Raw genomic sequence first — 22,226 nt, 5'->3', positions numbered from 1 at the left:
CCGCTCGCCTGATGCTGGTAGAAGAAGCCCCATGGCGCGGGCCGTGGGACACGGCCCGGGTGGGAGGCGGGGGACATGGGACGCAGGCATCTGGTGTACGTGCTGCCCGGAATCGGTGGCAGCGTGCTGGAACGGCCCGAGCACGGCACCGAACAGCCGAAGGTGGTGTGGGACGCGGGCTTCGGCGACATCGCCGGCCTGCTGTCCCGGCCGGGCCGACTGGCGCTGGACGAACCGCTGCGGGCGGTGGGGCTGATCCGCTCCAAGCGGCTGCTGCCGGGCTGGACCGTCGTCCCCGGCTACGAACGGCTGGTCGCGAACCTCCAGGCGCTGCCCGGTGCGGTCGTCGACACCGGGCACCCGGACCGGCGGAACCCGGCCGCCAACGTGGTGCTGTTCCCGTACGACTTCCGGCTCGGCGTCAGGCATGCCGCGAAGCTGCTCGCAGCCGACGTCCACGACCGGTTGAAGGATCTCGCCCCGTCCGAGCGAGTGGGGCGGGTCGTGGTGGTCGCCCACTCGATGGGCGGTCTGGTCGCCCGGTACTGGCTGGGCCCGCTGGAAGGCCGGCCGCTGTGCCGGGCCCTGATCACCCTGGGCACCCCGCACCGCGGCGCTCCCAAGGCCTTGCAGCTGCTGGCCGACGGCGTACGGGTGGCGGGGGTTCGGCTGGCTCCGGTGAGCGATCTGCTGAGCCAGTGGCCGTCGGTCAGCGAATTGCTGCCCCGCTACCCGATGGTCTGGGACACAGTCTCCGCGGCTCCCCTTTACCCCCACGATGTGCCCCTGGGCAGCCTGCGCCCCCTGGCGAAGCAGGGGTTCGCCCTGCATGAGGAGATCGAGCAGGCGTGGCAGGAGATGCCGCGCAGCGGCACCGAGCCGCAAGTCGTGCCCCGGCTGGGCTGGAGCCACCGTACGGCGGGCTCCGCGGTGTGGGACGGCCGTGCACTGAAGGTCAGCAAGAAGCTGCCGGACTGGCTGGAGCTGGCGGGCTGGGAGGAGGACCACGGGGACGGCACGGTACCGGCGATCTCCGCCGTCCCGGTGGAGATGGACGGCCACGACACCTCCGGCTGGCGGGCCCGTGATCGCCACGGCCCGATCGTCTCCGCCGGCTGGATCCCCGGCCTGGTCCAGGCCTACGAGGAACGGCAGAGGCTGTCCGCGGCCCGCGGTGAGGAACGCCAGGCCGCCCTCGGCCTGGACCTGGACGAACTCCACGCGCAGGGGTCCGCGATCCCGCTTCAGGTGCGGTTGCGTGGGGACGGCGTGCCGCCGGAGGCCACCATCGACCCGGGTTCGCTCGCGGTCTGGGCTTCCCTGCGCCCGGTGCACGGGCCTCGGGGCGCGGTCGCGGAAAGGCGACTGGAATGGGACCGCGACAGGGGCGGCTACGTCACCGAACTGCCCGGGCCGGAACCCGGCTTGTACGACGTGCGGGTGAGCGCGCGTGCCGTGCCCGGGGTCGGTGACCTGTCCGTGTCGGACAGCCTCGCGGTGGTGGCCCCATGAGCCTCATGAGCCCCAACAGAGCCGCCGGTTCGTGGCCCCGCTGGTCCCTCGAAGGGGAACCGGCCGCGCTGGCCAAGTACGTGCTGCCCGACGAGGTCGCCGCCCTGCTCCACCTGCCCGGGCCCCCTGCCGACAGCCGCCTCGGGCAGGCCCAGGCCGTCTACGAGGCGGTGGCCGGGGCCGGGATCACCTACTCCCATGAAGCACCTTCCGACGATCCCGGCCGGCAGGTCATCCGTCAGCCCGGCGAGGTGCTGTGGTGTCCCAAGCACGCCACCTGCCTGGACCTGGCCCTGATCCTGGCCGGGGCATGTCTCCATTCCGGCCTGCACCCCCTCGTCCTCGTCCTCGACCCGCCCCAGCCCGGGCGCGCCGCCCACGCCCTGCTCGGCGTGTGGATCGACGACCCCGACGACTCAGACGACCTCGACGGCATCCGGTTGCCGGATGCGGATGTGTGGGACGGCCGCCCCGACGGCTTCGACGAACTCGTCCAGACCGACCCGACGGGACCGTCGAGGCCGCTGCTGCTGCTCGACCCGGTCGGTGTCGCGCACGCCCTGCCCTCCTCACCCATCCTCGGCACCAGTGCCGCTTTCGCCGAGGCGGCTGCCGCCGGGGCCCGCTACGCCCGTGAGTGGAACTGGCGCCTGGCGGTCGACATCCGCCGCGCCTGGCGCGAACGCGACACCCACACCCCGGCCGACCGCCCCGACGACCAGCCGCTTCGCTCGCCGTACGTGGCCCTGGACCCGGAGGTCCACCGGCCTCTGCAAGCGCTGCGGGCCGAGCACAGAGTGGTGCCCTTCCAGGCCCGGGACGAGCTGACCATCCTCACCGACTGGTGCCACATGGTGGCCCAGGGGGCCTACACCGGCGTCACCGTCGTCCACGGTGTCGGCGGCGCGGGCAAGACCCGGCTCGCCCTGGAACTCGCCGACCAACTGGCCACCCACCACGGCTGGTACACCGGCTACCTGCGCGAGCACCCGACGGGACGGGACTGGCTGGGCACCGTCGTCTCGCCCACGCTCATCGTCCTCGACTACGCCGACGCCCGTACCGCCGACGCCGAACAACTGCTGACCATCCTCAAACGCCGCACCGACCGCGGCGCCGCACCCGCGATCGTCGTCATGACCGCCCGTGCCGTCGACGGCCAGTGGCTCACCGCCCTGCGCGGAACGTGGAACCGAGACGGTCACCTCGTCCGCGAGAGTGCCCCTCTCCACCTGCCGCCCGAACACCCCGACGGCGCCGCACTTTTCCGCCGCGCCGCCCGCACCTTCCACCATGGTCCCGATGAGGACCTCGACCTCGAGGCCGCCGACCGGGCCGCCCCCACTGACTGGACCACCCTCGACTACGTCCTGCTGGCCTTGCTCGCCGCCCGCAGCCCCGGTCGGCTGCCCACCACCCGTGAGGATCTGTACGAAGAGGTCCTCACCCATGAACGCGCCTACTGGGCCCAGACCTACAGGAAGAACGCGAGGCTGGGCCGAGACGCCGACGCGCCTCTCGACGTCCTCAACCGGGCCGTCGCCAGCCTCACTCTGCGCGCGCCCACCACTCGCAAAGAAATCAATGTCGCCCTGCGCGCCGTGGAGGAGCTTTCCGACGCCGCCGAATGGCGCGAGACCATCCGCACCACCCTGACGACCTGTCTGCAGCCCGGCCCCGACGAACCTCTCGTCCTGCGCCCTGACCCCATCGCCGACCACCTCACGCTCCACCAACTCCGCGACGACGAAGACTTGCTACCCGGGATCCTGGACGGCCTCGACGACGATCGTCTCCTGGTCGCCCTGCGCCAGCTCAACCGTGCCGCCATGGCCGCGCCTGACAGCGCCACACGCATGGTGACGGCCTGGGTCAGCGGTGGTCCAGAGCGATGGAGGCCTGTCCTCCAGGTCGCCGCGGAACAAGGCGGTACCGCGCTGGCCGCTCTCCACCAGCTCGTCGACGACGAGCCGGCGGTGCCCTGGCTGGACGACCTTTCCGACGCCATTCCCTTCGCCACGATCGTCCTACCCGAACTGGGCCTGCACGCCGACCTTTGGCGCTTGTCGATTCTGCGGGCCGATGACACCACCCACCCCGCCAGGCTTGCTGAACAGCTCCAACGCACCAGCCATCGCCAAGCCGCTACCCGGGACTGGCGGGCGGCACTTGCTTCCGTGACTGAAGCTGTCGACCACTACCGCACTCTTGCTCAGGCCGACCCTGATCCGTATCTGCCGGATCTTGCAGGCGCTCTGAACAACCTCTCCGTCCGGCAGCGTGAGGCCGGGGATCGGCGGGCGGCGTTGGCTTCGATCGCCGAAGCCGTCGAGATCCGCCGCACCCTTGCCCAGGCTGACCCTGATGCGTATCTGCCGGATCTTGCGGGCGTTCTGAACAACCTCTCCGTCCTCCAGAGTGACACGGGGGACCGGCAGGCGGCACTCGCTTCCATCACCCAAGCTGTCAACCACTACCGCACCCTCGCCCGGACCAGCCCTGCTGCCTACCTGCCCGACCTCGCTACGTCTCTGAACAACCTCTCTGTTCACCAGCGTGAGGCCGGGGATCGGCGGGCGGCGCTGGCTTCGATCACCGAAGCCGTCGAGATCCGCCGCACCCTTGCCCAGGCCAGTCCCGCTGCCTACCTGCCCCACCTGGCCGCCTCCCTGAACAACCTCTCCGGCTATCAGGGGGAGGCCGGGGATCGGCGGGCGGCGCTGGCTTCGATCACCGAGGCTGTCGATCATTACCGCAACCTCGCTCAGGACAGCCCTGCTGCCTATCTGCCCGACCTCGCCATGTCTCTGAACAACCTCTCCATCCAGCAGGGTGAGACCGGGGACCGGCGGGCGGCACTGGCCTCCATCACTCAAGCTGTCGACCGCTACCGCATTCTTGCTCAGGCCAGCCCTGCTGCCTATTTGCCGGATCTCGCCGTGGCTTTGAACAACCTCTCTGTCCGGCAGAGTCAAGCCGGGGATCGGCAGGGGGCACTGGTTTCGATCTCCGAGGCTGCCGATCATTACCGCCGCCTTGCTCAGGAGAGCCGTGCTGCCTATCTGCCCGACCTCGCCGGCTCTTTGCACAACCTCTCCAGCTGCCAGGCTGGGATCGGGGATCATCGGGCGGCGCTGGTTTCGATCACCGAAGCTGTGGAGATCCGCCGCACTCTTGCTCAGGAGAGCCCTGCTGCCTATTTGCCGGATCTCGCCATGTCCCTGAACAACCTCTCCATCCAGCAGGGGAGGACGGGGGATCGGCGGGCGGCGTTGGTTTCGATCTCCGAGGCTGTCGATCATTACCGCACTCTTGCTCAGGAGGACCCTGCTGTCTATCTGCCGGATCTCGCCATGTCCCTGAACAACCTCTCCGGTTGTCAGGGGAGGACCGGGGATCGGCGGGCGGCGCTGGCTTCGATCTCCGAGGCTGTCGACCACTACCGCACTCTTGCTCAGGAGGACCCTGCTGTCTATCTGCCGGATCTCGCCATGTCCCTGAACAACCTCTCCGGCTATCAGAGTGAGGCTGGGGATCGGCGGGCGGCGCTGGCTTCGATCAGCGAAGCTGTGGAGATCCGCCGCGCTCTTGCTCAGGAGAGCCCTGCTGCCTATCTGCCGGGCCTCGCCATGTCCCTGAACAACCTCTCCATCCAGCAAGGCCAGATGGGGGACTGGCAGGCGGCACTGGCCTCCATCACCCAAGCTGTCGACCATTACCGCCGCCTTGCTCAGGAGAGTCCAGCTGCCTATCTGCCGGATCTCGCCGGCTCTTTGAACAACCTCTCCAACCGGCAGGGTGAGGCTGGGGATCGGCGGGCGGCGCTGGTTTCGATCAGCGAAGCTGTGGAGATCCGCCGCGCTCTTGCTCAGGAGAGCCCTGCTGCCTTTCTGCCGGATCTCGCCGTGGCTTTGAACAACCTCTCCATCGAGCAGGGTGAGGCTGGGGATCGGCGGGCGGCGCTGGCTTCGATCAGCGAAGCTGTGGAGATCCGCCGCGCTCTTGCTCAGGAGAGCCCTGCTGCCTATTTGCCGGATCTCGCCATGTCCCTGAACAACCTCTCCATCCACCAGGGTGAGGTTGGGGATCGGCGGGCGGCGCTGGCTTCAATCTCCGAGGCTGTCGATCATTACCGCCGCCTTGCTCAGGAGAGCCCTGCTGCCTTTCTGCCGGATCTCGCCATGTCCCTGAACAACCTCTCCATCGAGCAGAGTGAGGCTGGGGATCGGCAGGTGGCGCTGGTTTCGATCACCGAAGCTGTCACCTACCTCCGCCCCCTTGCTCAGGCCAGCCCCGCAGCCCATTTGCCCGACCTCATCATGGCCCTGCGTAATTTCTCCAACCAACAGAGTGTCATAGGCGCCGCCTCTGCCTGGGAGGGCGCTATCTCCGACCTGGGACTCAACCCACTTGCCCAAGCGGAACTTCGAGCCCAATACGCCGCGTACCTCGCCACACACGCGGACTCCGGCCTTGCCGCCGAAGAACTGGTCCGGGCGGCGCATGCCTGTGGAGTCGGCGACCGGCCGGCCTTGAGCCGGGCCAGGCAACAGGTACGAGGTGTTGCCATGAGCCTGGGTCTCCGGGATCCGCGACTTCCGGACTGGGCCGTGGACCCCCTCCCCGACAGCGTTCTGGACCTACTCGACCAGTGGGCCCACGTCACCGACTGGCCCACCACCGAAGCTTTCCTACGCGCGCATGCCGACCGGCTTCGACAACCGGACTTCCGGCATCACCTGGAACTGGCAGCGGTTCTCGCCCCCGGGACGCCTGCCATCGACTTCCTCATCAGCGTCCTCGGACATGTCGACACCGAAGGCCTCGACACTGTCCTGGACCGTGGAAGGCACGAACACGAGGTCCGACAGACGCTCTCCGAGTGGATCGCGACTCCCACCTGGACGGAGTCGAAGGACTTCCTCGATGAGCACCGCAGCACCCTGAGCACACCGGAAGTCCAGACCTTGCTCGCCGGAAAAGATGAACCGGAAGCGCGCCAGCACCTGGTCATCCTCCAGCTGGCAGAAACCCTCTCCCACGACCAGGTCTACGAGATCGTCACGGACCTGGACGCCGCGACCGAGCACGCCTTCACCGCCGTCGACCAGGCAGATGTCCCGCTCCTGCATCGCGTCCTGGCCGCCCACGAGGACCTGCTCGCCGGCATCACCGGGGCGTTCTTCGCCACCGTGGCGGCCGTGGCCAGCGGCGACACGGACCAGGCGCGCCGGCTCGCCCAGGCCATCGCCGAGCACGGCACGGACACACAGTGCCGGGCCTACGCGATCCGGCTCCGACGGCTCGTCGCGCTCGCCCCCGATCTGGCCGAAGCGGGCGAACTGGCCGACCTCATCCACCCCGACAAGCCTGCCTGATCAATCGTTGCTCCGATGGTCCAGCACGTGAACTGGGTATTGCGGAGTGACCTCCCAGCTTGGAGGATCGACCAGTCCTCCGATGGCTGCCCCGCCGCATCCGGGCCGCACGCCTCCGGCGGGCGCCCGCGATCTAGGGAGACGTGATCATGAAGCTGCTGCGAGTCGGTACGGCGGGGGCGGAGCGGCCCGCGCTGCTCGACGCCGAGGGGGCCCTGCGGGACCTGTCGGGCGTCGTCGCGGACGTCGACGGTGCGCTGCTCGCGGACGAGGAGGCGCTGGGCCGGGTTCGTGCCGCCGCCGACGCCGGTGAGCTGCCCGTCCTGGATGCCGCGGGGTTGCGGGTCGGGCCGCCGCTGGGGCGGATCGGCAAGATCGTCTGCATCGGGCTGAACTACCACGACCACGCGCGCGAGACCGGTGCCGAGCCGCCCTCCGAGCCCGTGCTCTTCATGAAGGCACCGGACACGGTGGTCGGGCCGAACGACACGGTGCTCGTGCCGCGCGCGTCCCGCAAGACCGACTGGGAGGTCGAGCTGGCCGTCGTCATCGGGCGTACGGCGAGGTATCTGGAGTCCGCGGAGGAAGGGCTCGCGCATGTCGCCGGGTATGCGGTGGCGCACGACGTGTCCGAGCGGGAGTTCCAGATCGAGCGGGGCGGGACGTGGGACAAGGGGAAGAACTGCGAGACGTTCAACCCGCTCGGGCCGTGGCTGGTGACGGCGGACGAGGTGCCGGATCCGCAGAACCTGTCGATGCGGCTGTGGGTCAACGGGGTGTTGAAGCAGGACGGGACGACGGCCGAGCAGATCTTCCCGGTGGGGGAGGTCGTGCGGTATCTCAGTCACTTCATGACGCTGTATCCCGGGGATGTGATCAACACCGGGACGCCGGCGGGGGTGGCGCTGGGGGCGCCTGAGCCCAAGCCGTTCCTTCGGGGCGGCGACGTCGTGGAGCTGGAGATCGAGGGGCTCGGGCGGCAGCGGCAGGAGTTCAAGGACGCCTGAGGGGTGGGGAGCTGCGCTTCGCCCGGCGGCTGCAGGGCGTGTGTGGCTTGTCGCGCAGTTCCCCGCGCCCCCAGGAGACGAAGGTCAGTCCAGCAGGGACGCCAGCTCGCGCCAGGCCTTCCGCGGAAGGGCGTCCCGCGGCTGGTCGTCGACCACCTGGAGGGCCACGTGGTCCGCGCCCGCCTCGAAGAACGTGTCGATCTTGGTGCGGATCGCCGTCTCGTCGCCCCAGGCGAACAGGGCGTCGACCAGGCGGTCGCTGCCGCCGTCCGCGAGGTCGTCCTCGGTGAAGCCGTGGCGGAGGAAGTTGTTGGTGTAGTTCGGCAGCGGGAGGTAGATGCCGAGGAACTCGCGGGCGAGGGCGCGGGCCCGGGTCGGGTCCGTCTCCGGGACCACCGCCAGTTCCGGGGCGAGCAGGGGGCCCTCGCCGAGGAGTTCGCGGGCGCGGGCGGTGTGCTCGGGGGTGACCAGGTAGGGGATCGCCCCGGCGGAACGGTCGCGCGTCAGCTCCAGGCTCTTCGGGCCGAGGGCGGCCAGGACCCGGCGGTGCGCGGGCAGCCCGGCGGCGTCCAGGCCGTCGAGGTAGGAGACCAGGGCCGAGTACGGGCGGCGGTACTGCTCCGCCCGCTTGGCGTGGCTGACGCCGAGGCCGAGGAGGAAACGGCCGGGGTGGGTGGCCTCCAGCTCGGCGAAGCTCGCGGCGGTGGCGTCCGGCTCGTGCTCCCAGATGCTCTGGATGCTGGTGCCGACGGTGAGCCGTGAGGTCGCCTCGATCAGCGGGGCGGCGTTGGCGGCGGAGGTGTTGCCGCCCAGCCAGACGGCGCCGTAGCCGAGTTCCTCCAGTTCGGCGGCGGCCTCGGCGAGTTCGCCGCGCCGGTCCGGGTCCTCCGAGCGCAGGCCTACGCTCCAGATGCCGTACCGGCCGACGGTTTCCTTCAGGGCGGTGGTCATCGGTTGCGATCCCTCCGGTTGGGCGCCGTGTTCGATCATGCGTACAGCAGGTGCCAACCGGAGGGGTCCGGTGGTAATTCCGTCCTCACCGTTCCTGGTTGCCCTGCTTGCTCAAGTACTCCTCCAGCGCCTCCACCACGAGCCGGTGGTCCTGGAGCTGCGGCAGCCCGGACACCGTGACCGCGCCGATCACGCCCACGCCCTCGACGGTGATCGGGAAGGACCCGCCGTGCGCCGCGTAGGTGTCGGGGTCGAGGCGCGAGGACTCCTCGAACGTCGTGCCCTTGGCGCGGAAGCGGGCGCCGACCAGGTAGGACGGGGAGCCGTAGCGCTCGACCACCCGGCGCTTGCGGGCGATCCAGGCGTCGTTGTCGGGCGTGGAGCCGGGCAGCGCCGCGTGGAAGAGCTGCTGGCCGGCGCGGTGGATGTCGATGGCGACCGGGGCCTGCCGCTGCCGGGCCGTCTCCACGAGGAGCGAACCGAGCGCCCAGGCGTCGTCGTACGTGAACCGGCGGAACACCAGGCGGCGTTCCTCCCGCTCCAGCTCCTCCAGGCTCGGGGTGAGCTCCGGGTGGAACTTGGGGCCGAGTTCCTGGTGGTGGGAAGGGTTGCTCTTGTGTGTCACAGCGTCACCGTCACCTTCTCGCGGGCCGAACGACGGGCGGCCTCCAGCACGTCCAGGGCGGCGGCCGCCTCCACCGCGGTCACCGGGTTCGGGGCGCCCTCCAGCAGGGCCTTCGCCACGGCCGCATAGTAGGCGGGGTAGTCGCCGGGGAGGGTCGGCTCGGGGCGGCCGCCGCCGGTCACCGGGGACTCACCGGAGCCCACCCGGCCCCACAGCGACTCGGGCTCCACACCCCAGTCGGGCCCCGGACGGTGGCCTTCGCGCAGGGCCGCCTCCTGAGGGTCGAGGCCGTGCTTGACGTAGCCCGCGGCGGAGCCGAGGACGCGGAAGCGGGGGCCGAGCTGGGCGGTCGTCGCGGAGACGTAGAGGTGGGAGCGGACGCCGCTGGTGTGCGTGATCGCGATGAACGTGTCGTCGTCCGCCTCGGCGCCGGGGCGGCGCACGTCCGACTCCGCGTACACGGTGGCCGCCGGGCCGAAGAGGACCAGCGCCTGGTCGACGACATGGCTGCCCAGGTCGTAGAGCAGACCTCCGATCTCTGCGGGGTCGCCGGACTCCCGCCAGCCGCCCTTCAGTTGCGGGCGCCAGCGCTCGAAGCGGGACTCGAAGCGATACACGTCGCCCAGCTCGCCGTGGGTAAGCAGCTTGCGCAGGGTGAGGAAGTCGTTGTCCCAGCGGCGGTTCTGGAAGACGGAGAGGAGCAGGCCGCGCTCCTCGGCCAGGGCGGCGAGCTCCCGGGCCTCGGCGGCCGTGCCGGCGACGGGCTTGTCGACCACGACCGGCAGTCCGGCCTCGAGGGCGGTGGTCGCGAGCGCCACGTGCGTCTTGTTCGGGGACGCCACGACGATCAGGTCCAGCTCGGCGGCCCGTTCGAACAGCTCGTCCGGTGTCGCGGCGAGGCGTATGCCCGGGAACTCGGCGCGGGCCTGCTGCTGCCGTTCGGGGCTCGAGGTGACCACCGTGTCGAGGGTCAGGCCCTCGGTGGCGGCGATCAGCGGGGCGTGGAAGACGGAGCCGGCGAGGCCGTAGCCGACGAGGCCGACGCGGAGGGGCGAGCCGGGGGTGCCGGACGTGCCGAGCGGGGTGCCAGTCATGCGCCCCACTTTCGCAACGCTGTTGCCAAAGTGCAAGCGCCGGGGACAATGGGGGCGTGAACAGGGCGGACGAGCGTACGGGCGGGGCCGGCGGCATGCGCGCGGCGGGAGCGGCCGGGGCCGGGGTGAACCTGCTCGCCCTGCGCAGCCACAACACCGCGCTGGTGCTCGACCTGCTGCGGACGGCCGGGCCCGAGGGCATCAGCCGGCTCGAACTCGCCGAGCGGACCCGGCTCACCCCGCAGGCGGTCAGCAAGATCACGGCCCGGCTGCGGGAGGACGGTCTCGCGGTGGAGGCGGGGCGCCGGGCGTCGACCGGGGGCAAACCGCGCACGGTGCTCCGGCTGGTGCCCGAGGCGGGGCACGCGGTCGGGGTGCATCTGGACCGGGACGAGGTGCGGGTCGTGCTGATGGATCTGCGCGGGGCCGTGGTGGGGGAGCGCCGGGCCCCGCTGGACCTGGGGGCCGGGGCGGGGGCCGTGCTGGCGGCGGTGACGGGGGTGGTGCGGGAGACGGCGGACGAGGTGCTGTCCGCCGTCCCGGCCGTCGGGGCCGGTGCGCTCGCCCGGGCCGGTTCCCCGCTGGGCGTGGGCGTCGCGCTGCCCGGGCCGCTCGACCACACCCGGGGCGTGCTGCACCGGGTGACCGGATTCCCCGAGTGGGACGGCTTTCCGCTGCGGGAGGCGCTGGCGGAGCGGCTCGGGGTGCCGGTGGTGATCGACAAGGACACCAACGCGGCGGCGCTGGGACTGGCCGCCGGGGGAGAGGGCGGCTCCTTCGCCTACCTGCACCTCGGCACGGGGCTGGGGGCGGGTCTGGTGATCGGGGGCGGCGTGCACCGGGGTGCCCGGACCGGGGCGGGGGAGTTCGGCCACCAGGTGATCCAGCTCGACGGCCCTCCGTGCACCTGCGGTGACCGCGGCTGTGTCGAGGCGCTGTGCCTCGCCGCGGTGGCGCGCGGCGACACGGAGGAGGCGGCACGGGTCCTGGGCGCCGGGGCGGCGAACCTGGTGGGGCTCCTGGACATCGACGTCGTCCTGCTGGGCGGCCGCACGGTGGGCGCGACGCCGGAGCCCTTCGTGCGCGGCGTCGGCGCGGTACTGGGGGCGCGGGCCCGGCGGACGGGGCAGGACGCGGTGCCGGTACGTGTCGCGGCGGGCGGTGGGCGAGTCGTGGCCGAGGGGGCGGCTCAGTTGGTGTTGGGGCCGGTGTTCGGACGAGGGGACGGCTGAGGGGCTGCGTGCCTTGGATGCGGACGGGGTGTGGCGGCCGTGGAGGCGGTGTCCGGGAAGATCCGCCACAGGTGGTACTCCAGAACCGTCCGTACGTCCGCGAGCGAGCGGCGCCCGTGCAGGACGTCCAGGCCCAGCCCGACCGCTCCCGACACCAGCAGGTCAGCCTCGTGGGCCCGGTCGATGCCCGGTGCCGTACGCCCTGCCGCCTCGCCCACCGCGATGATGTCCGCCACGAGCCGTTCCAGCGGCTGCTCGGCGGCCAGGAAGACCTGCGCGAGCTCGGGATCGGTCAGGCTCCGCGCGTAGTACGCCGTGAACACGCGCAGGGCGAAGGCACGTTGCTCGTCCAGCGGCAGGAACTCGTCCAGCACCGCCCGCAGCAGCGCGCCCGGCTCCGTCAAGTCGTACGGGATACGCCCCTGGGCCAGCCGCTCGTTCTCCTCGTGGAGCAGGCGCAGCGCGTCGACCAGCAAGGCGTGCTTGGAGTCGAAGTGGTACTGCACGACCCGTAGCGACACCCTCGCCTCCGCCGCGATCCTGCGCATGCTCGCCGCGTCCAGCCCCTGCTCGGCCGCGATGCGCCACACCGCCTCGGCGATCCGCCGCCGCTGACGCGCCCGGACCTCCGTCGGCCGGGACACGGGGGGCGTGCCCGGGCCGGGAAGCGGCTGCCTGCGCCGGCGGTAGGCCCGCGCCTGGCAGCTCCGGGAGCAGTAGACCGGCGGCCGGCCTCGACCTGGACGAGCCGTGGGCTTTCCGCACACCTGGCAGGTGCGGCCTTTTTCGTCACGCATCGCCTCACGATAACGCGTTGAGAAAGTGTGATGTAAATCGAGAATTCTCCCTGAGACAGGGCGGTTCAACTCTCGCTGATTGGTACGTTCGTAACGTCTCCTCACACCGCTCCCCACAGAAGGGAAACAATGAAATACGACGTCCTTCAGGTTCTCGGCATGGTGCTGCTGGTGGTGTGCGCCCAGGCACTCGTCCGGCTCGTCGTCGACGACGGCGAGCGGGGGCTGCTGGGCGGGCTGCCCGGTGGGTTCCTTCCGCTGCTGCTGGCCTACGCGGTGCTCACCGCCGCCGGTGTCCTCCTGACCGGCTGGGCCCACTCGCGTGCGAAGGCCCTGGGGCGTCGCTGAGGCGCTGCCCTTCCGCACTCGGGCACTGCCCCGCTGTCCGCCGGCCGCGTGGATCCGTACCGCTTTTCGGGTCCCGTTCCGGGCGAGTCGGCTTGCCACCGGCCTCATCCGGCAATGTCACATGTCCATGCGACCCTGCACGCCCGCTCACCTCTGCCTGGCGGCGGCAGCCGCCGTCCTGCTCACTGGTGCCCACCCGGCCTACGCGGACGACCCGGCGCCCGCCTGCGCCGCGCCCGACGACCACACGTTCCCGCTCACCACCCGTGTCCACGGCGGGCCGCACTCCTACGCGGCCGGGGGCGGGTTCGGGACCTGGTACCTCGACCTGACGAACACGACCGACCGGCCCTGCACCGGCATCCACCCCGTCGTCGTGCTCGTCGACGCCAAGCGGGCGCTGGAGCCGTCCCAGCCCCGGCTGGAGTTCTTCGAGGGGGCCCGGCCCCACACGGTGCGGTTCGAGAAGACCGGCGAGGACGAACTCGTCGGGGCGCTGGCCGACGACGAGGCGCGGTTCGCCGGGTTCACCGTCGGTCCGGGGAAGACCGTCACCGTGCGGATGCGGCTCGCCATCACCTCGGACGCCGTGCCCAACGCCGTCACCGCCAACGCCGCCGTCGTACAACGGCACGACGACGACGGGGACTGGGTGGGGCAGTCGAACGACTACCGGTTCGGCATCGACGGAGGCGGCCCGGACGACGGCGGCGACACAGGCGATACGAGGGACGACGACGGGACCGACTCCCACCCGGAGCCGGAGGCCACCGCACCTGAGCCGGACGCCACCGCGCCGGACTCGCACGCCACCGCGCCGGAGCCGGAGGCAAGCGCTCCGGAGTCCGAGGGGACCGTCCCGCCCCGCGAGGACCGGTTCCCCCTCGCCGAGGAGCTCGCCCGCACCGGAACCGGCATCAAGCTGGCCGCGGCCGCCGCCGTGCTGCTCACCGCGGGCGGGGCCCTGCTCCTCGTGCGCCGCCGCCGCTGAGACGATCGGCCGTCCCGTCCCTCGGGACGCCGGGAGCCGACCGTTCCGCAAGATCCGGCCACTGTTTAGGCTGGGGCTGCCTGGACCGCGCACGGCAGGAGACCTCGCACATGGCAGACCGCAAGCCCATCGAGTCGTGGCTCACCGACATGGACGGTGTGCTCATCCACGAGGGTGTGCCGATCCCCGGCGCCGACGCCTTCCTGAAGAAGCTGCGCGAGTCCGGGAAGCCCTTCCTGGTCCTCACCAACAACTCGATCTACACGCCGCGCGACCTGCACGCCCGCCTGAAGCGCATGGGCCTGGAGGTGCCGATCGAGAGCATCTGGACCTCGGCCCTGGCCACCGCCCAGTTCCTGGACGACCAGCGGCCGGGCGGCTCGGCCTACGTCATCGGCGAGGCGGGCCTCACCACCGCGCTGCACGACATCGGCTACATCCTGACCGACCACGAGCCGGACTACGTCGTCCTCGGCGAGACCCGCACCTACTCCTTCGAGGCCATGACGAAGGCGGTGCGGCTCATCCTCGGCGGTGCCCGCTTCATCTGCACCAACCCCGACGAGACCGGCCCGTCCACCGAGGGCCCGCTGCCCGCGACGGGCGCGGTGGCCGCGCTGATCACCCAGGCGAGCGGGAAGAAGCCGTACTTCGCGGGCAAGCCGAACCCGCTGATGATGCGGACCGGACTGAACGCCATCGGGGCGCACTCCGAGACCAGCGCGATGATCGGCGACCGGATGGACACCGACGTGCTGGCCGGCATGGAGGCCGGGATGCAGACGTTCCTGGTGCTCACCGGGCTGACCCGGCCCGAGCAGGTCGAGGACTTCCCGTACCGGCCGTCGCAGGTCGTGGACTCGATCGCGGACCTCGTCGACCGGGTCTGACCTGGGCCGACCTCCGAAAGCGGGTCGCCCGCGCCCAAACCCGTCGTCACCCGTACGGAGCAGGAACCGCGTCCCGGAGGATGCGATGACCCTCTGAGCGGGGGAGGCTCCAGTGGTCTGGAGGTTCACGATGGGTTCCCTGAGAGTCACTGTCTGTACGAGCGTCCTGGCCGTGACCGCCCTGACCCCGGCGGCGTACGCGGCGGACACGGGGGGCGTCTCGGTGATCCCGGCGTCCCCCGCGCCCGGCAGTGATGTCACGCTCCGCGTGACCGACTGCGCGGAGCGGACGGCCGTCGCCGCCTCGTCGGCGTTCGTCGCGGACGCGCGGCTCGCCACCGTCACCGAAGGTGAACTCGTGGGCGAGAGCCGCGTCCGCTCCACCCTCACGCCGGGCACGTACACGGTGAAGGTCACCTGCGGGGCCGCCGAACGGACCGGCACGTTCACGGTCCGCGGACGCACGGGCCAACAGCCGCCCGCACCCGGAGCCGCACCGGGAGCCGCCTCGGGTCGGGTCGGCCGGCCCCCCGCGCCCGGGACCGCCGGGCGGCCTCCGGCACCGGGGACGGCGATTCAGCCCCCCGCACCTGGGACGGCCGGCCGGCTCCCCGCGCACTCGCACAGCAAGGCCGGGCAACTCCTCGCACCGGAACCGGAGGCGTCCGGACAGCTCCCGGCACCCGGCACGGCCGGTCAGCCCCCCGCACCCGGGACCGCCGGACGGCCACCCCTGCCCGAGGGCGGTGGGCAACCGTCCGCGCCCGGACACGACGGGCACTCGTCCACCCCCCTGCGGCCGGGCGCGCACGCCTCGCCCGTCGCTCCGGTCGCCGCCGGTGGCGGTGGCGCGGCGGACCTCGTCGCGGCGGCGGACCGCGGGACCGTCCCCGGCACCGCCCGGGGAGTGAGCCCGGGAACCGCCCAGGGAGTGGTCGGCCTGGTACTCGCGGGTGTCGCCGCGCTGGTCATCGCGCTGGGCGGCCTCCGCCGCAGCCGTGGAACGGAATGACCATGTCCGACCAGTACTCCGACCAGTACCAGGATCAGCTCAAGGGACGCTCCTCGGGCACCGGCCGCCTGCTCGCCGGTGTGGCCTGGGTGGTGCTGCTGCTCGGGCTGTGGCTGTGGGGCCGTGAGGTGACCGACGTACGGCACGGCGTCTCCGCGCCCGCCACGGGCGACATGGCGGCGGCCGGACGCCCCCCGGACGTCAAACTGCCCCCCGCGCACCGGCCGCTGCGGGACGCACTGCCGCAGCGCGTCGACATCCCCGGACTCGGCGTCCAGGCACCCGTCGTGGCGCGCGGCCTGGACGCACGCGGGGCACTCGATCCGCCGCCGTACGACCAGCCGGGCGTGGTCGGCTGGTACGCGGGCGGGGCCACGCCCGGGGCGCCGGGCACCGCGCTGATGGTGGGTCACGTCGACACCGCCTCCCGGCCCGCCGTCTTCTACAAGGTCAGTGCCATGCGGCCCGGCCAGACGATCCGGGTGGTCCGGGCCGACACCGAGGTCGCCGAGTTCACCGTCGAGTCCGTCCAGATCCTCACCCGCGACCGCTTCGACGCCCACCAGGCCTACGGACCCCGCAAGTCGGGCCGGGCCGAACTGCGCCTCATCACCTGCGGCGGCAGCTACGACCGTACGACCCGCAGCTACACGGCGAACGTGGTCGTCTCGGCGTACCTGACGGGAACCGGCCGGTAGGGGGCTTCTGCGGAACGGCCACCTGACCCGGTCGGCGACCCGCTCCCCCTGAAGTCGCCGACCGGGCTGGTCCTCGACCGCGCGCGCACGGGCTGCGGGAGTGACCCGGCGAACTGCGCGGGAGGCTGCGGGAGCCACGGCGGGTGAATCTCTGGCCGGAGCCGGGCGTTGCTGAGAAGACTCTAGGACCAACGGGCCGCCCGGGCCTAGAGGTTGAATGACGCCAAGTCCCGATACGGTGGCGCTGCGTCACCGCGCAGGCCGGGTTCGGCCTCGTGCGCCGCGGGACGTATGTCAGGATTGAGACTTGGAACGGTGCACCCAAGGGGGAGTTGGATGTACGGCAGCAGGGGGGCCGGGGCGTCCGCCGCGAGGCGGATCTCCACAGCGGTGCTGGGGGCGGCACTGCTGATCACGGGATGTTCGTCCGGCGGAGGGGACGGAGCGGACAAGGACGCCGACGCGGGCGCCGGGATCACACAGCAGCCCAAGGGGACCGCCCCGTTCTGGGTCAACCCGGACGGCACCGCGGCCCAGCAGCTCGCGGACCTGGAGGAGTCCGGCAAGAAGCAGGACGCCGAGCAGATCCGGAAGATAGCGGAGCAGCCGGTCGCCGAGTGGATCGGCCCGGACAACCCGGAGGAGCAGACCCGGGGCTTCACCGAGGCCGCCGACAAGGCCGGCCGGACGGCACTGCTCGTCCTCTACAACATCCCGCACCGCGACTGCGGCCAGTACTCGCAGGGCGGCGCCGCCGACGGCAACGCCTACCGCGCGTGGCTCGACGGCGTGGCGGCGGGCATCGGCGACCGGTCGGCCACGGTCATCCTGGAACCGGACGCCCTGCTGCACCTCGTCGACGGCTGCACCCCGGAACAGTTCCACGAGGAACGCTACGACCTCCTCAAGGGCGCCGTCGGCAAGCTGAAGTCCCTGAAGGACACGAAGGTGTACCTGGACGCGGGCAACGCCGGCTGGCAGCACCCCGACCAGATCTTCGAGCCGCTGAACCGGGCCGGTATCGCCCAGGCCGACGGCTTCTCCGTCAACGTCTCCAACTTCTACTCCACCGAGGAGTCCATCTCCTACGGCAAGCAGCTCTCCGCCAAGGTCGGCGGCAAGCACTTCGTCGTCGACACCAGCCGCAACGGCAAGGGCCCCTACACCGGTGGCAAACCCGACGAGCGCTGGTGCAACCCGCCGGGACGCGCGCTGGGGGAGACGCCGACGACGAAGACGGCGGACCCGCTGGTCGACGCCTACCTGTGGGTGAAGCGGCCGGGCGAGTCGGACGGGGAGTGCAAGGGCGGGCCCAAGGCGGGGCAGTGGTGGGCGGACTATGCGCTGAAGCTCGCGAAGGCCAGTTCCTAGAGGTCGGGGCAGACGTTCTCGACCTGGTCGGGGTCGACTGCCAGGTCCTTTTCCCCCTCGGTGAGTTCCCGTTCCGCGAGGGCGCACAGCCGGTCCATCCAGCGGTCGGGGTCGAGGGGGATCACCGAGGTGCGGGAGCCGTCGATGATCGTGAGCGACTTGCCGTCGGTGCTCGGTGAGATGACGGAGCCGTAGCCGACGTAGTAGCGGTAGGTGTCCTGGCGGTTCGCCACGTCCCAGACGACTTGTTCGCCAGCTGCGGTCGTGGTGTGGAGCATGCGGTCGCCGAGGAAGCGGCCGAGGTAGTAGACGCCGCTGGATGTGAGGTCCTTGTTGAACTTCTTCTCCCGTACGTCCCAGAGGCGGACCAGGCCGCCGGAGTACTGCACGGCGAGCAGCTTTCCGTCGGGGGACAGGCTGAACGACCGGATCGGCCGGTCCTTTTCGGGGTTCTTCTTGAACCACCTCGTGAACTCTCCGGTGGTGAAGTCCCAGGTGCCGAGCTCGTCCAGCGTGCGCACCAGTGCCTGCGGTTTGCCGGGAACGGCGGTGGCGAAGGTGCCCGCTGCCTCGTTGGCGAGCTGTGCGGGTACCTGGGCCCTGGGCTGGTAGGTCTCACCGTCCGGCTTACCGGTGTCGAGCCGCCAGCGGGAGACGTACGACAGTCCCGAGATCACGGCGTGGTCATCGTCGGAGAAGCTCAGGTTGATCCACGACGGAGTGAGACCCGTGAGGCGGTCCGGGCCGACAGCCGTGAGCTCCTTCGGAGCAGGCAGCTTGAGGACGTGCTCTTCGGTGAGGGAGTCGTCGTCGATTCGCCAGACCAGAACCGTGCGCTGGTCTTCGGCGATGGTCAGCATCCTTCGCCCCTCCGGGCTGAAGGCGGCGTACATACGTGCCAGGGGCTGCGACGGACGCGCGGTCGCGAGAAGCTTGCGATGCGCCAGGTCCCACAGTTGGAGCCCCGTGCCGTTGGAGTCGACGACCGCCATCCTGCCACTCGGTCCGTCCGGCGTACGGATGCGGTTGAGGAGGACGTCGGTGTCGAAGGACGTGGGTGGCCGGACCCGTACGGTGACGATGCTGCCGCCGATCGCGACGGCGGCACGCAGGTCACTGGGGGGCCCGGCCAGTGCGACCGCAGGAGAGTTCGCCCGGCCGGTGATGTTCTGGTCCTCCGGAGCGGCGGCGGGGGCGTCGAACGTGGCCGGCCAACCCTTCTCCAGGTCGACGACCAGGAATCGCATTCGGCCGAGGTCGGTACCGATACGGCCGGTGGGGTTGACCAGGTAGCGGCCCGTGGCGTCGAGCCGGGGTGTGTTGAGCGGGCACAATCCTTGGAAGCTGCTGTTGTTCCAATTGCGGAAGCGTTGAGGCGACTCACCGAGCCGCCATGCTTCGAGAGCACCTTGAGCCGTGCAGGTGACCAGGACACCGCCGTTGCCGCTGACCGTCGCGGAGGCTGCGGTCTGCTCGCCCCAAGGGCGATGCAGCGCACCGTCCTTGAGATCCCATGAGACCAGCCGGCCTCGAGCGTCGTCCGTGTCGGCGTCCTCGGGCACTGTCCGCGCCACCACCGTGTCGTCCGCGCCGAACCAGGCCTGTGCGACGTCCCAGCCCTTCGGCGGGCTGAGAGTGCGGCCCGTGCGGTGACCGTCGCTCGTGTTCCAGACGAGCACGCCCTCTCTGGGGATCGCGGCGAGGATGCGCTTGCTGTCCCCGGCGAAGCGCAGGTCGTGGACCCGGCGGGGGTTGTTCTCGACGGCCTTGTCCTGGCGAAGTGTGACCGGCCGCAGTTTCCCGGAGGAGGACGGGACTCCGAGGGAGATCACGCCCCAGTCGGTCGCCCTGGCCACGATGCGGCCATCCGGCGAGACGGCCGTACGGTCGTTGTTGGCTCTCTTGGTGAGCCTGACGGGTTTGGGCCGGGCTTTGCCCCGCAGGTCGAGTTTCACGAAGTCCCCGTTGGCCAGCACGGCGTACGCGAACGTGCCGTCCTCCGTGAGCGTGACGTCCTCGACGTCGTTGCGGTTTTCCATCACGACCCGCTCGACATCCTGCAAGCGCAGATACTGCGCCAGCAGTGCCGAGCGCGCCTCGGGCCGTGCCTCGGCCCGGTACGCCCCGACCGCGTACAGCGAGGAGATGGTCAGGGATGCGCTGTCGAACGATGCGGCCTGCTGCGCCAACCGGTCCGACGCCAGCCGCCGCTGCTCCGTCAGCAGGTTCAGATACAGCACGGACACCACCGTCGCCGCCACCACGGCCAGCACGGTCACAACGGCCCACAGCACCCGCAGATACCGCTTCCGGCGCTCGGACCGCGCGGCCTCCTGCTCCTTACGGGCCCGCAGCCCGACACTCGCCTCGATGAACTCCCGGTCCTCGTCCGTCAGTTCGTCACGCCGCTCGGCGAGCGACTGCTCCGCCACCGACAGTGCCGGATCCTCCAGCAGCAGCCCGTCCGGCCGCCCCTCCCGCCACCACCGGGCGCGGTCGTACCGCAGCTCCCCGCGCCAGGCCAGGAACGCACGGTCCTTCTCCAGCTGATCGGCCAGCGGCTGCCAGTGCTCGATGAGGGCCTCGTGGGCCAGCTCGACCGTCTCGCCCCGCTCGGGATCCGCACCCAGGACGAGGACCCGCTCCTCGGCGAGCGCGCCGGCGACGGCCCACCGCTCCTCACCCGCCTCGCGGCGTGAGAGCCGGGCGCGCAGGGCGGTGCCGCTGCCGGGCGGCAGCTGTATCAGGGCGCGAAGCAGTCCGGCCGCGACCTCCGGTGTCGTACCGCGCAGCGCCCGCTTCCACGCCGAGTCGGCCCTGCTGCTCAACACCCCGGCGAGCCCGCCGAGTTCGTCGTAGGTGTCGAGGCGGAGCCGGCCGCCGACCTGGCGTTCCCACAGGGTGGTCAGGACGAATCCGAGGAGGGGCAGGGCTCCGGGGCGGCCCGTCGCGTCGTCGATGAGCCGGTCGGCCAGGCCGCTGTCGTACTCCACCCCGGGGAAGGCGCGCAGGGGCAGCCGGACCACCTCGGTGAGCTGCTCGCGGGTCATCAGGCCCAGCTGGTGCGCGGGCGCCCCGCCGACCAGGCGGCTCAGCTCCGGGTGGCGCAGGGCCGCGTCCTGGAAGTCGGTGCGCAGCGCCACCAGGACCGCCACCCCGGGGTGCCGGCAGGCGTCGAGGAGGGCGTCCACCAGGGCGCGCAGCTCCTCCTCGGGACGCAGCAGCAGGGCCTCCGCCTGGTCGATCGCCAGGACGAGTCCGGGGGCCGACCGGTGGGCGCGCAGCTCGTCGCGGACCACCGACGCGTCCGGCAGGCGGCCCTCGGCGCGCAGCGTCACGACCTCTACGTCCTGCTCCTTCAGCCGGGGGAGTACGCCCGCCATGAGGAGGGAGGACTTGCCGGAGCCGGAGGGGCCGGTCAGCGTCACGCAGCCGTCGGGTGCGGATCCGCGCGGGCGGAGCAGGTCGACGACCGCGGTGACGTCCTCGTCCCGGCCGAAGAAGTGCGCGCTGTGCTCCTCGGTGTAGGGGCGAAGCCCCGGGAAGGGGGAGTCGGGGGCGAGCAGTTCGGCCAGTTCCGGGAGTTCGTCGAGGATGGTGCGGGTCGGGATGCAGAAGCTCTGCCCGCGGTGCGCCGGCGAGATCGAGGCGACGATGCCGACGACGGCACCGAGGTCCTCGTCCCAGACGGCCGAGCCGCTGAAGCCGGGCTGAACCGGGTCGGTCTGTCCGTCGAGCGGCGACATCTGGAGTCGGCCCGTGCCGGTACGGCCCCGCAGCCGGGCGGTGTGCCAGCCGCCGCCCGTGTCGTCCCTCGGCAGTCCGAAAACGATGGCCGTGTGGTCCCAGACGTCCCTGGGCGCCACCATGACGACCGGCCGGGCCTCGGGCAGCGGGCGGGACAGGGACAGGACGGCCACGTCCCCGGTGCCGTTCGCGCGTACCGGGACCCAGTCCCGTACGACGGCCTCGGTCTCCTCGCCCGTACGCAGGACCAACCGGACCCGCACCGGGTGCTCGGGGCGTTCCTCCCGCCGCGTCGGCAGGCCCGCGGCGTCCAGTACGACATGGGCGCAGGTCAGCACCAGCGTGGGCGCGACGATCACGCCCAGGCCGCCGATATGTCCGTCAGCGCCCGTGACCTGTACGGTCGCGGCGGCCAGGACGTCCTCGGCCACCGGACCCGACGTGGTCGACTCGGTCATCTCCCGTTTCCCCCGCCACCGTTGACCACACGCCTTGCCGATGTCGTACCGAGAGCACACCAGACCGGGCGCTGCCGTCAAGAACGTTTCCCGTCACCCGGACATGCGGAAGGGG

General features: G+C 71.4%; 15 protein-coding genes. 10 read left to right on the top strand and 5 right to left on the bottom strand.

Annotation, left to right across the window (positions count from 1 at the left end; all coding sequences use genetic code 11):
* The first annotated feature begins 75 nt into the window (after positions 1 to 75).
* The 3 genes from ABZ016_RS04235 (at position 76) to ABZ016_RS04225 (ending at position 7,897) form a co-directional block, all read left to right on the top strand.
* Positions 76 to 1,512 (top strand): hypothetical protein, encoded by a 1,437-nt coding sequence (locus tag ABZ016_RS04235; protein ID WP_356914984.1) that lies wholly within the window; start codon positions 76 to 78, stop codon positions 1,510 to 1,512.
* Entirely contained in the window at positions 1,509 to 6,890 is a 5,382-nt protein-coding gene (locus ABZ016_RS04230) for a hypothetical protein (RefSeq protein ID WP_356914983.1), read from the top strand. Before ABZ016_RS04235 ends, ABZ016_RS04230 begins: the two co-directional genes overlap by 4 nt.
* 149 nt (positions 6,891 to 7,039) lie before the next feature.
* Entirely contained in the window at positions 7,040 to 7,897 is an 858-nt protein-coding gene (locus tag ABZ016_RS04225; protein ID WP_356914982.1) for a fumarylacetoacetate hydrolase family protein, read from the top strand.
* Between the two features lie 84 nt (positions 7,898 to 7,981).
* On the opposite strand, the gene ABZ016_RS04220 is transcribed toward ABZ016_RS04225, so the two are convergent.
* The 3 genes from ABZ016_RS04220 to ABZ016_RS04210 all read right to left on the bottom strand — a co-directional run bounded on the left by ABZ016_RS04220 (position 7,982) and on the right by ABZ016_RS04210 (position 10,567).
* Positions 7,982 to 8,848: an LLM class F420-dependent oxidoreductase gene (locus ABZ016_RS04220; protein WP_356914981.1), complete on the bottom strand. Its 867-nt coding sequence runs from the start codon at positions 8,846 to 8,848 to the stop codon at positions 7,982 to 7,984.
* An 85-nt stretch (positions 8,849 to 8,933) separates the two neighbouring features.
* Positions 8,934 to 9,473, bottom strand: a complete 540-nt coding sequence (locus tag ABZ016_RS04215; RefSeq protein WP_356914980.1) for a heme-degrading domain-containing protein — start codon at positions 9,471 to 9,473, stop codon at positions 8,934 to 8,936.
* Complete coding sequence (locus tag ABZ016_RS04210; RefSeq protein WP_356914979.1) at positions 9,470 to 10,567, bottom strand: Gfo/Idh/MocA family oxidoreductase; 1,098 nt, start codon at positions 10,565 to 10,567, stop codon at positions 9,470 to 9,472. The genes ABZ016_RS04215 and ABZ016_RS04210 overlap by 4 nt, the downstream gene beginning before the upstream one ends.
* A gap of 95 nt (positions 10,568 to 10,662) precedes the next feature.
* Between ABZ016_RS04210 and ABZ016_RS04205 the strand changes: the two genes are divergently transcribed.
* On the top strand, positions 10,663 to 11,799 hold the full coding sequence (locus ABZ016_RS04205) for an ROK family transcriptional regulator (RefSeq protein ID WP_356915052.1): 1,137 nt from the start codon (positions 10,663 to 10,665) through the stop codon (positions 11,797 to 11,799).
* Here ABZ016_RS04205 and ABZ016_RS04200 read toward each other — a convergent pair.
* Positions 11,757 to 12,596: a TetR/AcrR family transcriptional regulator gene (locus ABZ016_RS04200; RefSeq protein ID WP_356914978.1), complete on the bottom strand. Its 840-nt coding sequence runs from the start codon at positions 12,594 to 12,596 to the stop codon at positions 11,757 to 11,759. The two genes, ABZ016_RS04205 and ABZ016_RS04200, sit on opposite strands and share 43 nt — an antisense overlap.
* 129 nt (positions 12,597 to 12,725) lie before the next feature.
* Here ABZ016_RS04200 and ABZ016_RS04195 point away from each other — a divergent pair, with 129 nt between their 5' ends.
* The 6 genes from ABZ016_RS04195 to ABZ016_RS04170 all read left to right on the top strand — a co-directional run bounded on the left by ABZ016_RS04195 (position 12,726) and on the right by ABZ016_RS04170 (position 17,906).
* Positions 12,726 to 12,944, top strand: coding sequence for a hypothetical protein (locus ABZ016_RS04195; protein WP_356914977.1), 219 nt, complete (start codon positions 12,726 to 12,728; stop codon positions 12,942 to 12,944).
* 121 nt (positions 12,945 to 13,065) lie between these two features.
* Complete coding sequence (locus tag ABZ016_RS04190) at positions 13,066 to 13,935, top strand: LPXTG cell wall anchor domain-containing protein (RefSeq protein ID WP_356914976.1); 870 nt, start codon at positions 13,066 to 13,068, stop codon at positions 13,933 to 13,935.
* A gap of 110 nt (positions 13,936 to 14,045) precedes the next feature.
* Positions 14,046 to 14,825: an HAD-IIA family hydrolase gene (locus ABZ016_RS04185; protein ID WP_356914975.1), complete on the top strand. Its 780-nt coding sequence runs from the start codon at positions 14,046 to 14,048 to the stop codon at positions 14,823 to 14,825.
* Positions 14,826 to 14,997: 172 nt separating this feature from the next.
* Positions 14,998 to 15,837: a hypothetical protein gene (locus ABZ016_RS04180; RefSeq protein WP_356914974.1), complete on the top strand. Its 840-nt coding sequence runs from the start codon at positions 14,998 to 15,000 to the stop codon at positions 15,835 to 15,837.
* Between the two features lie 2 nt (positions 15,838 to 15,839).
* On the top strand, positions 15,840 to 16,535 hold the full coding sequence (locus ABZ016_RS04175; protein WP_356914973.1) for a class F sortase: 696 nt from the start codon (positions 15,840 to 15,842) through the stop codon (positions 16,533 to 16,535).
* A gap of 336 nt (positions 16,536 to 16,871) precedes the next feature.
* Positions 16,872 to 17,906 (top strand): glycoside hydrolase family 6 protein, encoded by a 1,035-nt coding sequence (locus tag ABZ016_RS04170; RefSeq protein ID WP_356914972.1) that lies wholly within the window; start codon positions 16,872 to 16,874, stop codon positions 17,904 to 17,906.
* On the opposite strand, the gene ABZ016_RS04165 is transcribed toward ABZ016_RS04170, so the two are convergent.
* Positions 17,903 to 22,111: a trypsin-like peptidase domain-containing protein gene (locus tag ABZ016_RS04165; RefSeq protein WP_356914971.1), complete on the bottom strand. Its 4,209-nt coding sequence runs from the start codon at positions 22,109 to 22,111 to the stop codon at positions 17,903 to 17,905. The genes ABZ016_RS04170 and ABZ016_RS04165 overlap by 4 nt on opposite strands.
* Positions 22,112 to 22,226: the final 115 nt, after the last annotated feature.

The organism is Streptomyces sp. NPDC006372 (assembly GCF_040612515.1).
In the GTDB taxonomy this organism is placed as follows: Bacteria; Actinomycetota; Actinomycetes; order Streptomycetales; family Streptomycetaceae; genus Streptomyces.
The sequence above is the reverse complement of the archived record's forward strand: the minus strand, read 5'-3'. Positions and strand labels throughout refer to the sequence as shown.